This is a genomic window from Nonomuraea terrae (assembly GCF_044465245.1).
In the GTDB taxonomy this organism is placed as follows: domain Bacteria; phylum Actinomycetota; class Actinomycetes; order Streptosporangiales; family Streptosporangiaceae; genus Nonomuraea; species Nonomuraea terrae.
In genome coordinates, this window is record NZ_JBITLL010000007.1 from 46,732 (window position 1) to 60,701 (window position 13,970).

The following is a 13,970-nucleotide window of genomic DNA, read 5'->3' on the forward strand; positions in this document are numbered from 1 at the left end:
CTCAGCGCTCCCGTGGTGAATCCGCCGGGATCGGCCGGCCGATCCGCCGCTGGTAGCGCTCAAGCTCGTCGGCGGCGCGCAGATGGCCGCCGGCCTCGCGCTGGGCGACCCGCAACGTGGCCGCCGCGGCCCGGAAGCGCGGTTCGCCGAGCAGGCGCCGGGCGAGGGCGTGCACGGCTCCCGCGGCGGCGTCCCGGGTACGGATCGACAGACCGGCGCCGAGCTCGACGACCCGCCGGGCGACGAGCGGCTGATCCGCGCCCTGGGGGACCACCAGCATCGGCACCCCGGCGTGCAGGGCCTCGTTGACGCTGTTCATCCCACCGTGAGTGACGAACAGCGCGGCACGGGCCAGCACCTCCGGTTGCGGCACGAAGCGGCGAGCGAGCACGTTGCCCGGCAGCGGGTCCAGCGCGGCAGGATCGGTCCGTCCGGTGGAGATGACGACGGTGCCGCCCAGCGGGGAGAGCGCGGTGGCGAAGGCGCGCAGCAACTGCGGGCCGGCATCGACCACCGTGCCCATCGAGGCGTACAGCACCGGTCCTCGCAGACGGTCGGCGGCGAACGACGGGTCGGGTGGACGGGCGCCGAGGCTTGGGCCGACGAACCGGTAGGACGGGTCGAAGGCGTCGACGTCGGGCTGGAACGCCCGCGAGGTGAAGACCAGGTTGAGCGGCTGACGTACGTTCGCCAGGTCGAGCAGGGGCAGCCCACCGGTGTCGTAGCGGCGGGCCAACTCCCGCCGCGACCTCAGGTAGCCGTGGACATGGCGCGGCCGGGTCGCCGCCGCGGCCAGCAGCTCCCACGAGGCGCGGGTAGGGCTGGGCACGGACCCGTTGAACGCGAACGTGGTGAAGCACGATGCCGCCGGCACGTCGAGTTCCCGGGCGGCGACCGCGCCCCAGGGGCAGGCCGAGCCGTGGACGATCAGGTCTGGCCGGACGGCACGCAGATCGGAGAGCACAGGCGGCAGCAGGCCGACGGCGGTGCGCGCGAGCCCGTCCAGCATCGTCACCGGCATCGGCGGATCGGGGAGCGGTCGGTCACCGCCGGGGTAGAGGCACACGGTCGCACCGGCGGCCTCGATCTCCTGCGAGAACGCGGGCGAGGTGTGATACGTGACGGAGTGGCCACGACGGACGAGCTCCGCCACGACCGGCAGCGTCGGATTGATGTGCCCGTGCATGGCGATGTTGAGAAACGCGATGGTGCTCACCGGCCGACCTCCGATACGGAGGCGGCCCGCGCCTCGCCCAGGCCCGCAGGACCCTCGGCCCGATACAGGCCGGGCCCGCTGACGCGCAGTCCGTCGAGGAAGCGGCCCGCCGCGAGGCAGGCGGTATCGATCAGCCGCTGGGAATGGCCGAAGTCCCACGGGGCGGGCCAGCTGTCGATGCCGGTCGGCACCACCACGGTCGGAATCCGTTCTGACACCTCGTGCAGGTCGCGCTCGATCTGCTGGTGCAGCAGCAGCACTCCGGCCCTGGCGGCGACCGCGCCGGCCCGCCGGGGCAGGTCGAGCGGGCGCGGCGGCCGGCTCTTCTGCCCGGTCGACAGCACCACCACGCTGGCCGCCCCCGCCTGCAGGGCTGCCCGTACCGGGACGAAGGCGATCACTCCGCCGTCGATGAGCGTCCGGCCTTCCCGGGTCACCGGCGGCAGGATCCCCGGGATGGCCGCGCTGGCCAGCAGCGCGGACTCGAGATCTCCGTGGTCGAGCAGCGCCTGAGCGCCGGTGGCCAGATCCATGGCCACCGCGGTGAAGGGGATGTCCAGGTGTTCGATCCGCGACGGCAGCTCGGCCCGGGCGATCAGCCTGCGCAGGCCGCGATCGGCGAAGATGCTGGCCCGCGAGGACAGGTAGCCCAGCGGAAACACCTCGCGGCGACGCGCGTGGGTCCACACATGATCCAGCCATGGTGCGGCCTTGCCGGGGTGGGCGGCCGCGATCGCTCCGTTGAGGGCGCCCACCGAGGTGCCGACGATCAGGTCCGGGACGAATCCCCGCTGTTCCAGCGCGTACCCGACACCGACCTGCGCGGCCCCGAGCACTCCTCCGCCCCCCACCGCCACCGCCACGGGACGGGGAAGGGCGTGCAAGCCCACCGGCTGCCGGCCCGTGTCCGGGCGGCTCGACGACTCGCCCGTCATGGCTTGACGCCGCTCATCACCGTGACCGGCCGGCGCGCCGCCCTCGCCGACGCCGGGTGGAGCCGAGGAGGCCAGTCTCCGGCGATAGGTAACCCTCATGGTCCGTCCTCTCTCCCCACGGCGCCTGATCGGGTTCGTTCTTCATCACGACCGGTGGGCCACCGCATCAGTGACTCCGTCGGCCGGCTCGTTCGTTCACGCGAGGTCGGCGAGGTCCTCCTCGGTGAGGATGATCGACCGGGCGCTCAGGTTCTCCTCCAGGTGAGCCGCGGAACCGGTGCCCGGGATGGCCAGGACGACCGGCGACAGGGCCAGCAGCCAGGCCAGGGCGATCTGATGGGCGGTGGCGCCGTGCCGGGCGGCGACCTTGACCAGGCGGGGGTCGTCGGTGCCGGCCCTGCCGCCACCGAGGGGGAAGAAGGGCACGAAGGCGATGCCGGCCTGCGTGCACGCGTCCAGGACGGCCGTCTCGTCACGGTTGGCGATGTGGAAGTTGTTCTGGACGGCCGCGACCGGAGCGATCGTGCGGGCTTCGGCGAGATGGCCGGCATCGACGTTGCTGATGCCCAGATGACGGATCAGGCCCTCCTCGCGCAGCGCGGCGAGCGCCTGGAAACGTTCGGCGAGCGACTCTCCACGCGGGGGTTCCGTCGCGCCGATGCGCAGGTAGACCAGGTCGAGGCGATCCAGCCCAAGGCTTTCGAGGTTGGCTTCGACCTGGGGCCGGAGATCGGCGGCGGTGCCCTGGCGGGGACCGCCGGGGCCGAAGACCGGCCCGACCTTGGTCGCGATGACCAGGGTGTCCGGGTACGGGGACAGGGCCTCGCGGATCAGGGCGTTGGCGCGCACCGAGCCGTTCTCACTGCGATAGAACTCCGCGGTGTCGATGTGGTCGACGCCGAGCTCGACGGCGCGCCGCAGAACGGCGCGGCCGGACTCGGGGTCGCGGGCGGGTGCGCCCGGGCCGCCCTGGGGCAGGCGCATGGCGCCGAAGCCGAGCCGGTCGATCGTCAGGTCGCCGCCGAGGCGGAACTCGTTGGTCATGTCTCTCCTCATGAGGTGAAGTGGTGCCGGTGAGAATCGGGGGCCGCCACTTCGGCCGGCTCGCCGAAGCCGGGCCCGCCCGGGGCACGCCGTCAGGAGCCGGAGCGATGATCACGTCGCCGGCTGCCCGACCTCGGCAACCGGCCCCCGTGCCGCGGACCCTCAGTCACGCCGCATGGGCGTGCCGGACTAAGTCCTCGACGAACGTGACCGTCTCCTCGAGCGGCGCCCGGCCCGTACGGACGTGGCCCACCGTGACGTCCTCGAACCCGATCGACATGCCGCAGAAGAGAACGAGTCCGTCCGGGGGGTGGATGACCTCCGCGACGGTCTTGCGGTACACCGACCATGCCATCTGCGGGCAGCTGTGCAGCCCTTCCGCGCGGAGCAGCAGCATGACCGTCTGCAGGTACATGCCGAGGTCGGCCCATTGGGGCAGGCCCATGTCGCGGTCGATGTAGCAGAACAGGGCGGCGGGCGCGCCGAAGAAGTCCCAGTTCGCGGCGGCGGCCCTCTGGCGCGCCTCCCAGTCCTCGCGCGCGATGCCGAGTGCGCCGTAGCGCTCCCGGCCGAAAGCGGACCGGCGCTCGCGGTACGGGGACTTCAGGTCGGGCGGGTACATCTCGTACTCGCGCTCGTCCCAGGGATCGCCCGCGGCCACGCGCTCGAGCGCGCGTTTCTTGAGCTCGGCCAGCGGCGCGCCGGTCAGCACGTAGACGCGCCAGGGCTGGAGGTTCGATCCGGACGGCGACCAGGCCGCCGCGGACAGCACCCGCTCCAGCGCCTCCTTCGGGACAGGTCGGTCGGTGAATCCCCGCACCGCCCGCCGGCTCGTGACCGCCTCGTAGACGTCCACGATCGTCATCTCCCTAACCGCTCACGTGTGGAACTCTGTTTCACCTGCGATTGTATCATTCACGATTGTATCAATCAATACAATTTGGTAGGCATGGCTCATCGTGAGGGTCAGGACTCATCCAGGAACCGGCCGCGAACGTCGCCGTTACCTACTGCTCCGCCCAGGAACGATCTCCAGACCGGCTCACCCGCGGCGCGGCAGGTTCTGTCACGCGAGCCGCATGGGACGAAGCGCGGCGGGGCTCACCCCTCGCCGCTCGTGGGGTAGGCCAACCGGGTCAACAGGCCCTTCAGTTGCTCGACCTCGCCGGGCTGTAGCTGGGCGACCAGGCGCTCGGCCTGCGGCTCCGCCGCCACATGGGCCGCGTCGAAAAGCTCGAGGCCCTTGGGGGTGATCTCCACGGCCCGCACCCGCCGGTCACCCGGGACGCTCTTGCGCACGGCCAGCCCCATGCGCTCCAGATCGTCGACGACCCGCATGATCCCCGCCCGGTCCGAGCCGGTCGCCGGCGCCAGGTCCCGCTGCACCGTCGGCCCGCGGTCGACCAGCACGATCATCACCGCGAAATGCCGCAACTCGATGCCCAGCGGCCGAAGCGCCTCCGTCATCACCGTGGCCGCGCGCCAGTGCGCCTGGCGCAGCAGCAGGCCGAGAGCGAAAGGCGTGGCATCCCCGGGCCGGCCGGTCGCACGCGAGGCGGTTGTTCTGTCAGGACCGTCGGCAGTCATGAGAACAGGTTAACGGCTATCTTTTCATTCGATACGATCTCGTTTGATACGAACTGCGGCCGAGCCGTACGGGGCGATACGTGGTGTACGCCCGTACGGCGACGGCCGAAGCGCTCCTGAGCGCTACGGCGACGGCCGAAGCGCTCCTGAGCGGCGGCTACTTCGACGAGACCCCGACGCCGAGGTCGAACTCCCGGTAGACGCGTGCCCAGAACCCGTCACGCAGCCACACCCGCGCCTCCGGGTAGGGCCGCAGCGAGTGGCCGAGCTCCTTCTCCGCCTCGATCAGCAGCTCGGTGTCGATCACGGTGGGCAGGATCGGGCCGGGCAGCAGGTCGCGGATGTTGTCGCGGCCGCGGGTCAGTATCCACTTCTGTGCCACGTGCTCGCCGACGTCTTCGACGCGCGGCCGGCTCGGGCCGAGCTTGGCGACCTGGCCGGGCTTGGCCTGCGGTTTGACGGGCGTGCGGCCGGCGAAGACCTGCGCGGGCGAGGGCGCGGCCGGCGGGGTGACCGCCACGGGCTGCGGAGCGCGGCTGAAAAAGGGCCTCAGGAAATCAGCAGTTATCACTTCAACGGTGTCGGACTCCCACACCAGGCGTTCGGCCTGGTTGGTGCCGTACGGCGGTTCGACGCCCCACAGATGGATGCGCACGCCGTACGCCTGGGCCGCCTCGACCGCCGGAACCATGTCCTCGTCGCCCGCAAGCAGGATCGTGTCGGTGACCGCGTGATGCCGGGCCAGCGCCTCCAGGTCACTCCGGATCTGGGCGTCAACGCCTTTCTGCTGGCCACGGGCGTTCAGGTTGCCGAGGCGCACCTTCACCCACGGAAGCTGGGCGATGACGCGCTGGTCGACGGTCGGCACGCGGTCACGGGCTGCGTCATACCAATAGATCCGCAAGAGTTCGCCAGAAATACGTTCCTCTGCATGTTTCTGCAGACTCTGGATGAGCTCATCGGCGGCCACCCGATATTCCTTGCGCTCCTTCGCACCGAGCAGCACTTCACCTGCCGCCGCGTACAGATAACCGACATCCACTAGGACGGCATACTTGGCTGCCACAGGATGCGGCATGAGGTCTGGGATGGCCATGTCGTCCTCCAGGCCGCGGTGTTAGTTAGTTGATCGGCTGACTATATACGCCTACTTTCTCTAGATAGTCCCAACTCCCGGGGAACTTGACACCCGATTCCCCCGATCCATCTAGGGTAGTGCGCTCATCCGCCATGCCGACTTCCCTGGGGCGACGGGCTTACGCATCGCTCTAGCTGGGTTTCGCCATGTTTGACTTGTGGGAACGGGACGCGGCTCCGGTTGGGCGTGTCGTGTCGCGAGCACGGCGACGAGCGCGGCGATCTCCTCCGGTGTGGCATCGCCGCGGACAATACGCAGATGTGGCGTCATAGCGGGATGTTTCCATGCTTCTTCGGCGGGAGCGTCGCGCGCTTGTTCCGCAGCGCGCGCAGCGCCCTGACGACCTGCTGCCTGGTCTCGGACGGCCGGATCACCGCGTCCACGTAGCCGCGTTCGGCCGCGATGTACGGGTTGGCCAGGGTGTCCTCGTACTCGGTGACGAGCTCGGCGCGCCGGGCGTCGGGCTCGTCGGCGGCGGCCAGCTCGCGCCGGTAGAGGATGTTGACCGCGCCCTGCGCGCCCATCACCGCGATCTGCGCCGTGGGCCAGGCCAGGTTGATGTCCGCGCCCAGGTGTTTGGAGCCCATGACGTCGTACGCGCCGCCGTAAGCCTTGCGGGTGATCACGGTGATCAACGGGACGGTGGCCTCGGCGTAGGCGTACAGGAGCTTGGCGCCGCGGCGGATGATTCCGTTCCATTCTTGATCCGTTCCGGGAAGGAATCCCGGTACGTCGACAAAAGTCAGGATCGGAATATTGAAGGCGTCACATGTTCGGATGAATCGGGCTGCCTTCTCGGATGCGTTGATATCGAGGCATCCGGCGAAATGCATGGGCTGGTTGGCCACGACGCCCACCGGCCGGCCGTCCAGGCGGCCGTACCCGACCACGATGTTCGGCGCGAAGAGCGCGTGGACCTCCAGGAACTCCCCGTCGTCCAGCACCCGCTCGATCACCCGGCGCATGTCGTACGGCTGGCCGGCCGAATCGGGGATGAGCTCGTCCAGCTCCGGATCGGGATCGAGGTCGTTCGCCGGTTCGTAGACCGGCGCCTCGTCCAGGTTGTTGGACGGGAGGTAGGACAGCAGCGTCTTGACGTACTCGAGCGCGTCCTGCTCGTCGGCGGCCTGGTAGTGGGCCACGCCGGACTTGGTGTTGTGCGTGTGGGCGCCGCCCAGCTCCTCGAACGTGACCTCCTCCCCGGTCACCGTCTTGATCACGTCGGGCCCGGTGATGAACATCTGCGACGTCTGGTCCACCATGACGATGAAGTCGGTCAGCGCGGGGGAGTAGACGTGCCCGCCGGCCGCCGCCCCCATGATGAGCGAGATCTGCGGGATCACGCCCGAGGCGTGCACGTTGCGCTTGAAGATCTCGGCGTACAGGCCGAGCGCGACCACGCCCTCCTGGATGCGCGCGCCGCCGCCCTCGTTGATGCCGATGATCGGGCAGCCGGTCTTGATCGCCAGGTCGAGCACCTTGACGATCTTCTCCCCGTACACCTCGCCCAGCGAGCCGCCGAACACGGTCACGTCCTGGGAGAACACGCACACCTGGCGGCCGTCGATCGTGCCGTGCCCCGTGATGACGCCGTCGCCGTACGGGCGGCGCTTGTCGAGCCCGAACATCGTGGAGCGGTGCCGGGCGAACTCGTCGAACTCCACGAACGAGCCCTCGTCCAGCAGTGCCAGCACCCGCTCCCTGGCGGTCATCTTGCCTCTGGCGTGCTGTTTTTCCACCGCCGCCGCGGAGCCCGCGTGCGCGGCCTCACCGAGGCGCCGCTCCAGATCGGCGATCTTCCCCGCGGTGGTGTGGATGTCCGGCTCTTCCGGTATGGGCTGGGCACTGCTCATGCGCGCCAGGCTATCCCTCCTCCTAGAGTGGAGCCATGACGGATGCGGTTCGCACCCACGGCCTTCTCAAGCGTTTCGGGCAGCAGGTCGCGGTCGCTGGGGTCGATCTCGCCGTCCCCGCCGGAAGCTTCGCCGGCCTGGTCGGGCCCAACGGAGCGGGCAAGACCACGACGCTCAGCATGATCACCGGCCTGCTCCGCCCCGACGGCGGCTCGGCCGAGATCGACGGGTTCGACGTCTGGCGCGACCCGGTCCAGGTCAAGGCGCGCATCGGCGTGTTACCGGAAGGGCTGCGGCTGTTCGAGCGGCTGTCGGGCCGCGAGCTGCTGCTCTACAACGGCAGGCTGCGCGGCATGCCCAAGGCCGACGTCGAACGGCGCGCGGGCGAGCTGTTGTCCGTGATGGACCTCACCGACGCCGCCGACAAGCTGGTCGTCGACTACTCCACCGGCATGCGCAAGAAGATCGGGCTGGCCGCCGCGCTGCTGCACAACCCGTCGGTGCTCTTCCTCGACGAGCCGTTCGAGGGCGTCGACCCCGTCAGCGCCGACACGCTCACCGAGGTGCTGCGGCGCCTCACCGCGTCCGGCGCCACCGTGATCTTCTCCAGCCACGTGATGGACCTGGTCGAGCGGCTGTGCGACTGGGTGTCGGTGATGAGCGCGGGCCGCATCGTGGCGCAGGGCCCGCTGGCCGACGTACGCGGCGGGCGCAGCCTCAACCAGGCGTTCCTCGACCTGGTCGGCCGCTCGCCCCAGGACGGCCAGGCCGATCTGAGCTGGCTCGGCGCCCGCCCCGAGGCCGGCCGGTGACCGCACCCGGCCCCACGCCCCACCCCGCGCCCGGCCCCGACCGCGCGCCTGACACCGGGATCACGCCCGGCCCCGTGCCTGACGCCGGGATCGCGCCCGGCCTCGGCAACGGCGTGCTCGGCACCGTCGGGCTCTTCGCGCAGCTCAAGCTGCGGCTGCTGGGCGGCAACCTGCGCGGCGACGCGCAGCGCAAGATCGGTTTCGTCTTCACCCTGGTCGTGGCCCTCGTCCTGGGCGCCCTCGGCTTCTTCCTGATGAGCCTGCTGAGGCTGGCGCCCGACGACATCGCCCTCTCGGTCACGGTCGTGGCGTACGCGTCGCTGCTGGTCAGCTGGATGGTCATGCCGCTGCTGGCCTTCGGCCTGGACGACACGCTCGACCCGGCGAAGCTGGCGCTGTTCCCGCTGCGTACGCGCGACCTCGCGCTCGGCCTGTTCACCGCGTCCGTGACCGGCGTCTGGCCGCTGGCCACGCTCGTCGTCACGTTCGGCGCGGTCACCGCGCTCGCCACCGGCCCCGGCGGCGTGCTCCTCGGGGTGCCGGCCGTGCTGCTGCAGTTCGCGCTCTGCGTGGTGGCGTCCCGGCTGGTCACCACGGTGCTCTCCGGGGCGCTGCGCAGCCGGCGCGGGCGCGACCTGCTGGCCGTCTCCATGATCCTGGTCCTGCTGCTCGCGCAGGTGCCCAACCTGATGATGAACCGCGGCCTCGCCGACCCCACGACGATGCTGCACCAGATGGCCGCTGCGCTGCGCTGGACCCCGCCCGGCATGGCCGCGCACGCGATCGCCGACGGCGGGCTCGCCGGGCTGGCCGAGATCGCGGTCCTGGCCGTGCTCGTGGTGCTGTGCGGCTGGTTGTGGATCAAGGCGCTCAGCCGCGCCCTCGTCACGCCCGAGGCCGCCGGGAAGTCGGCCTCCGTACGCAGGGAGCGGGGCCTCGTCGACCGGCTGCTGCCCGACGGCCCGCTGGCGGCGGTGGTGACCAAGGAGCTGAAGTACATCCGGCGCGACCCGCGCTTCCGGGTGAACTGGGGCAGCGCCCTGTTCCTCACGGTCGTGCTCGGTGTCTCGATGGGCGGCGACCAGCCGTCCGACGGGCAGGCCGTCTTCCTGGCCATGCTGGGCGCGCTGATGATCGCCCTGATGGCGGGCAACGTGTTCGGCATCGACGGCCGCTCGTTGTGGATGAACGCCGTCGTCTTCGGCACCGAGCGCGACCTGCGCACCGACCTGGCCGGCCGGCACCTGGCCAACGCGATGATCGCGGTGCCGGTGCTGACCGTGATCGCCGTCGGCAGCGGCCTGTACACCGGCCAGTCCGCGAGGATCCTGCCCGCCCTGCTGGCCTCGTGGGGCGTCCTCGGCGTCGGCCTCGGCGTCGGCTCGGTCACCAGCGTGCTGCTGCCGTACACCGTGCCCGACCGGATGAACGCCTTCACCGGCGCGGCCCCGGGCCAGGGCGGGCAGGCGTTCGCCGGGGCGGTGGCCGCCGCGGTCGCGATGATCGCGCTGTCGGTGCCGTTCGTGCTGCCGATGATGCTGGGCATGCTCTGGGTGTCGCCGGCGGCGCCGTTCTACGGCCTGCTCATCGCCGCCCTCGGCCGCCGCCTGGCCGCCGGAGTCGCCCACCGCCGCATGCCCGAGCTGCTGGCCGCGGTCTCGAAACCCACCTGACCACCCCGCGACCAGCCGGCGCCGCACGCGGCTCCGACAGTGGTCTAGTCCAATGGGCGAGACCGGTCTACGGCGGCGGAAGGTGAGTCGATATCTTCGAACCATGATTGACCAGGGGCTCGAGCGACGCAGTGCGGCCGCGACCGAGATGCCGCAGGAGCTGCGCCACGACGTGCGCATGCTCGGCCGGCTGCTCGGCCAGGTGCTGGCGGAGCAGGGCGGCGAAGACCTGCTGGCCGACGTCGAACGGTTGCGCAAGGCGGTCATCGCCGCGCGCAGAGGAGAGGTCTCGGCAGACGAGATCACCGAAATGGTGGAGGGGTGGGAGATCGAGCGCGGGGTGCAGGTCGCCCGCGCGTTCACCTGTTACTTCCATCTGGCCAACCTGGCCGAGGAGCACTACCGGATCCGCACGCTGCGCGAGCGTGACGCCGAGGGCCGGGTGCAGCGCGAGTCGCTGGCGCAGGCCGTTCATGAGCTCGGCCACGAGCGCGTCACCGAGCTGGTGGAGGACCTGGAGCTGCATCCCGTGCTCACCGCGCACCCCACCGAAGCGCGCCGGCGCGCCGTCGTCACCGCGATCCAGCGCATCAGCGGTCAGCTCACCGAGTACAACACCCCCGGCCGCGGCGCCTCCGAGCGCGCCGAGAGCGAGCGCCGCATGCTGGAGGAGATCGACCTGCTGTGGCGTACGGCCCAGCTGCGCTCCACCAAGCTCGACCCGCTCGACGAGGTGCGCACCGCCATGGCCGCCTTCGACGAGACCCTGTTCCGCATGGTGCCGCAGGTCTACCGTTCGCTGGACGCGGCGCTCGACGAGCGCACCGGCACCCGGCCGCCGCGGGCCAGGCCGTTCATCCGTTACGGCAGCTGGATCGGCGGCGACCGCGACGGCAACCCCAACGTCACCGCCCGCGTCACCCGCGAGACCATGCAGATCCAGTCGGAGCACGTGCTGTCGGCCCTGGAGACCGCCTGCTCGCGCATCGGCCGCACGCTCACCGCGTCGGCCCCGCTGGCGCCCTGCTCGCCCGGGCTGCGCTCCGCGCTGGCCGCGGCCGTCGACGCCTACCCCGACGTGGTCTCCGAGCTGGCCACCCGCTCGCCGCGCGAGCCCCACCGGCAGTGGCTGCTGTTCGTGGCGACACGCATCGCCGCCACCCGCCGCCGTGACCTCGACCTCGCCTATCGCTCGCCGGCCGAGCTGCTGGCCGACCTGCGGCTGGCCCAGGAGTCCCTGGCCGCCTCGGCGCCGCGGCAGGCGTACGGCGAGCTGCAGCACCTCATCTGGCAGGTCGAGACGTTCGGCTTCCACCTGGCCGAGCTGGAGGTGCGCCAGCACTCCCAGGTGCACGCCGCGGCCCTGGAGGAGCTGCGGGCCGGCGGCGAGCTGTCCGAGCGCACCGAGGAGGTCCTCGCCACGATCCGGGTGATCGGCTGGATCCAGGAGCGCTACGGCGTGAGGGCCTGCTCCCGCTACGTCGTCTCCTTCACCCGCTCCGCCGACGACATCGCGGCGGTCCACGAGCTGGCCAGGCGCGCCCTCGGCGACCGCGCGCCGGTGCTCGACGTGGTGCCGCTGTTCGAGTCGGGCGAGGACCTCGCCAACTCGCCGCGCGTGCTGACCGGCATGCTCGACATCCCGGAGGTCCAGCGGCGGCTGGCCGACACCGGCCGGCGCATGGAGATCATGCTCGGCTACTCCGACTCGGCCAAGGAGCTCGGCCCGGCGGCGGCCACACTGCGGCTGTACGAAGCGCAGGAGGCGCTCACCGCCTGGGCCGCCGAGCACGACGTGAAGCTGCGCATGTTCCACGGCCGGGGCGGCGCACTCGGCCGCGGCGGCGGCCCGGCCAACAGGGCGGTGCTGGCGCAGGCCCCCGGCTCGGTCGCGGGCCGCTTCAAGGTCACCGAGCAGGGCGAGGTCATCTTCGCCCGCTACGGCCACATCGCCATCGCCCGCCGCCACCTGGAGCAGGTGGCCAACGCCGTGCTGATGGCGTCCTCGCCCACGGTGGGGGAGCGCACGGCGGCCGCCGCCGAGCGCTTCCGCGGCCTGGCCGAGCAGGTGGCCACGGCCTCAGAAGGCGCCTACCGCGCGCTGACCGAGGCGCCGGGCTTCCCCGAATGGTTCGGCCTGGTCAGCCCGCTGGAAGAGATCGGCACGCTGCGCCTGGGCTCGCGCCCGGCCCGCCGCGGCCTGGGCGCGCCGCGCTCGCTCGACGACCTGCGCGCCATCCCGTGGGTGTTCGCCTGGGCGCAGACCCGGGTCAACCTCCCCGGCTGGTACGGCCTCGGCACCGGCCTGGCCGCCGTCGGCACCCTGGAGGAGCTGCGGGCGGCGTACGCGGAGTGGCCGCTGTTCAACGCGCTGCTCGACAACGCCGAGATGTCGCTGGCCAAGACCGACCGCTCGATCGCCGAGCGTTACCTCGCGCTGGGCGGCAGGGAAGACTTCACCCGCCGGGTGCTGGAGGAGTACGACCGCACCCGCGACCTGGTGCTGCGCGTCACCGGCCACACGCGGCTGCTGGAGAACCGCAAGGTCCTCTCGCGGGCCGTCCAGCTGCGCGACCCGTACGTCGACGCCCTGTCACACCTGCAGCTGCGGGCGCTGCGCGAGCTGCGCACCGGCGCCCCGTCGGAGCGGGAGCGCGAACGCCTGTCCACCCTCCTGCTCCTGTCGGTCAACGGCGTGGCGGCCGGCCTGCAGAACACCGGCTGACCCACGGCTGAGTCTCACGCGGCTGAGTCTCACGCGGCCACCCGCTCGGCGCCCGCGTAGACGTTGCAGCGTTCGCCGCGCAGGAAGCCGACCAGCGTGATGCCGAACTCCCTGGCGAGGTCGACCGCCAGGGAGGACGGCGCCGACACCGCGCACACCGCCGGGATGCCTGCCGACAGGGCCTTCTGCATGATCTCGTAGCTGGTCCGGCCGCTCACCATGAGCACGTGGTCGCTCAGCGGCAGCCGGTCGCTCATCGCCGCCCAGCCGACCAGCTTGTCGACGGCGTTGTGCCGGCCGACGTCCTCGCGCGCCGCCACGAGCGTCCCCGAGGCCGAGAACAGCCCGGCGGCGTGCAGCCCGCCCGTCTTGCCGAACACGCCCTGGGCGTCACGCAGCGCGCCGGGCAGCCCGTACAGCAGCTCGGGGGTGAGCTCCAGCTCGCCCCGAGGCAGGGGGCGGCAACGGTCGTGCAGCGACTCCAGGCTGGCCGAGCCGCAGACGCCGCACGCGCTGGAGGTGAGGAAGTGGCGGTCGAGCGCGGGCAGGTCGGGGATGGGCCCCTTCAGGTGCACGGTCACCGTGTTGTAGCGGGCCTCGGGCGGGATGTCGTCGTCGGTGCAGTACGCGATCGCGGCGATGTCCCCCGGCCCCGCCAGGCCCTCCCCGCTCAGGAAGCCGGCGGCCAGCTCGAAGTCGTGCCCCGGCGTGCGCATGGTGATGGCCGCCGTACGGCGCGAGCCGTCGGGGGCGGATATGCGGATCTCCAGCGGCTCCTCCGTGGCCAGGTCGTCGCGGCGGTCCCTGGCCGTCGAGCCGGAGAACTGCCTGATCCGAACAGGGGTCGTCGGACCCGGGCGCACCTTCACCGCGCCCCCACCGTGACAGGCGCGCCGGGTTCGCGGCGGCCGTCCTCCAGCGGTACGTCACCCTCCGGCCAGGGGGTCTCCCGGCCCGCAGGGTGCAGAAATATGCTCATACTTCATC

At 71.4% G+C, this 13,970-nt stretch carries 12 protein-coding genes; 3 read left to right on the plus strand and 9 right to left on the minus strand.

The window, feature by feature from the left end; all coding sequences use genetic code 11:
* Position 1: 1 nt before the first annotated feature.
* The 8 genes from ACIBP6_RS34330 to ACIBP6_RS34365 form a co-directional block, all read right to left on the minus strand.
* The gene (locus ACIBP6_RS34330; protein ID WP_397057988.1) at positions 2 to 1,216 is read right to left on the minus strand and encodes a macrolide family glycosyltransferase; all 1,215 of its coding nucleotides are present in this window, start codon (positions 1,214 to 1,216) and stop codon (positions 2 to 4) included.
* Entirely contained in the window at positions 1,213 to 2,250 is a 1,038-nt protein-coding gene (locus tag ACIBP6_RS34335) for a patatin-like phospholipase family protein (protein ID WP_397057989.1), read from the minus strand. Before ACIBP6_RS34335 ends, ACIBP6_RS34330 begins: the two co-directional genes overlap by 4 nt.
* A 96-nt stretch (positions 2,251 to 2,346) precedes the next feature.
* Positions 2,347 to 3,195 carry an aldo/keto reductase gene (locus ACIBP6_RS34340; RefSeq protein WP_397057990.1) on the minus strand — a complete coding sequence of 283 codons (849 nt, stop codon included), beginning with the start codon at positions 3,193 to 3,195 and terminating at the stop codon, positions 2,347 to 2,349.
* Between the two features lie 166 nt (positions 3,196 to 3,361).
* Entirely contained in the window at positions 3,362 to 4,060 is a 699-nt protein-coding gene (locus ACIBP6_RS34345) for a nitroreductase (RefSeq protein ID WP_397057991.1), read from the minus strand.
* Between the two features lie 236 nt (positions 4,061 to 4,296).
* Positions 4,297 to 4,782 (minus strand): MarR family winged helix-turn-helix transcriptional regulator, encoded by a 486-nt coding sequence (locus ACIBP6_RS34350; RefSeq protein ID WP_397057992.1) that lies wholly within the window; start codon positions 4,780 to 4,782, stop codon positions 4,297 to 4,299.
* Positions 4,783 to 4,939: 157 nt separating this feature from the next.
* Entirely contained in the window at positions 4,940 to 5,878 is a 939-nt protein-coding gene (locus ACIBP6_RS34355) for an NYN domain-containing protein (protein ID WP_132617434.1), read from the minus strand.
* Between the two features lie 111 nt (positions 5,879 to 5,989).
* Positions 5,990 to 6,190, minus strand: a complete 201-nt coding sequence (locus ACIBP6_RS34360; protein ID WP_397057993.1) for an acyl-CoA carboxylase subunit epsilon — start codon at positions 6,188 to 6,190, stop codon at positions 5,990 to 5,992.
* Positions 6,187 to 7,773, minus strand: coding sequence for an acyl-CoA carboxylase subunit beta (locus ACIBP6_RS34365; RefSeq protein WP_397057994.1), 1,587 nt, complete (start codon positions 7,771 to 7,773; stop codon positions 6,187 to 6,189). Before ACIBP6_RS34365 ends, ACIBP6_RS34360 begins: the two co-directional genes overlap by 4 nt.
* A gap of 35 nt (positions 7,774 to 7,808) precedes the next feature.
* On the opposite strand from ACIBP6_RS34365, the gene ACIBP6_RS34370 reads away from it, so the two are divergent.
* The 3 genes from ACIBP6_RS34370 to ACIBP6_RS34380 all read left to right on the plus strand — a co-directional run bounded on the left by ACIBP6_RS34370 (position 7,809) and on the right by ACIBP6_RS34380 (position 12,983).
* The gene (locus tag ACIBP6_RS34370; RefSeq protein ID WP_397057995.1) at positions 7,809 to 8,585 is read left to right on the plus strand and encodes an ABC transporter ATP-binding protein; all 777 of its coding nucleotides are present in this window, start codon (positions 7,809 to 7,811) and stop codon (positions 8,583 to 8,585) included.
* Complete coding sequence (locus tag ACIBP6_RS34375) at positions 8,582 to 10,258, plus strand: hypothetical protein (protein ID WP_397057996.1); 1,677 nt, start codon at positions 8,582 to 8,584, stop codon at positions 10,256 to 10,258. The genes ACIBP6_RS34370 and ACIBP6_RS34375 overlap by 4 nt, the downstream gene beginning before the upstream one ends.
* Positions 10,259 to 10,361: 103 nt before the next feature.
* Complete coding sequence (locus tag ACIBP6_RS34380; protein ID WP_397057997.1) at positions 10,362 to 12,983, plus strand: phosphoenolpyruvate carboxylase; 2,622 nt, start codon at positions 10,362 to 10,364, stop codon at positions 12,981 to 12,983.
* 29 nt (positions 12,984 to 13,012) lie between these two features.
* Here ACIBP6_RS34380 and fdhD read toward each other — a convergent pair whose 3' ends face one another.
* On the minus strand, positions 13,013 to 13,852 hold the full coding sequence (gene fdhD / locus ACIBP6_RS34385) for a formate dehydrogenase accessory sulfurtransferase FdhD (protein WP_397057998.1): 840 nt from the start codon (positions 13,850 to 13,852) through the stop codon (positions 13,013 to 13,015).
* Positions 13,853 to 13,970: the final 118 nt, after the last annotated feature.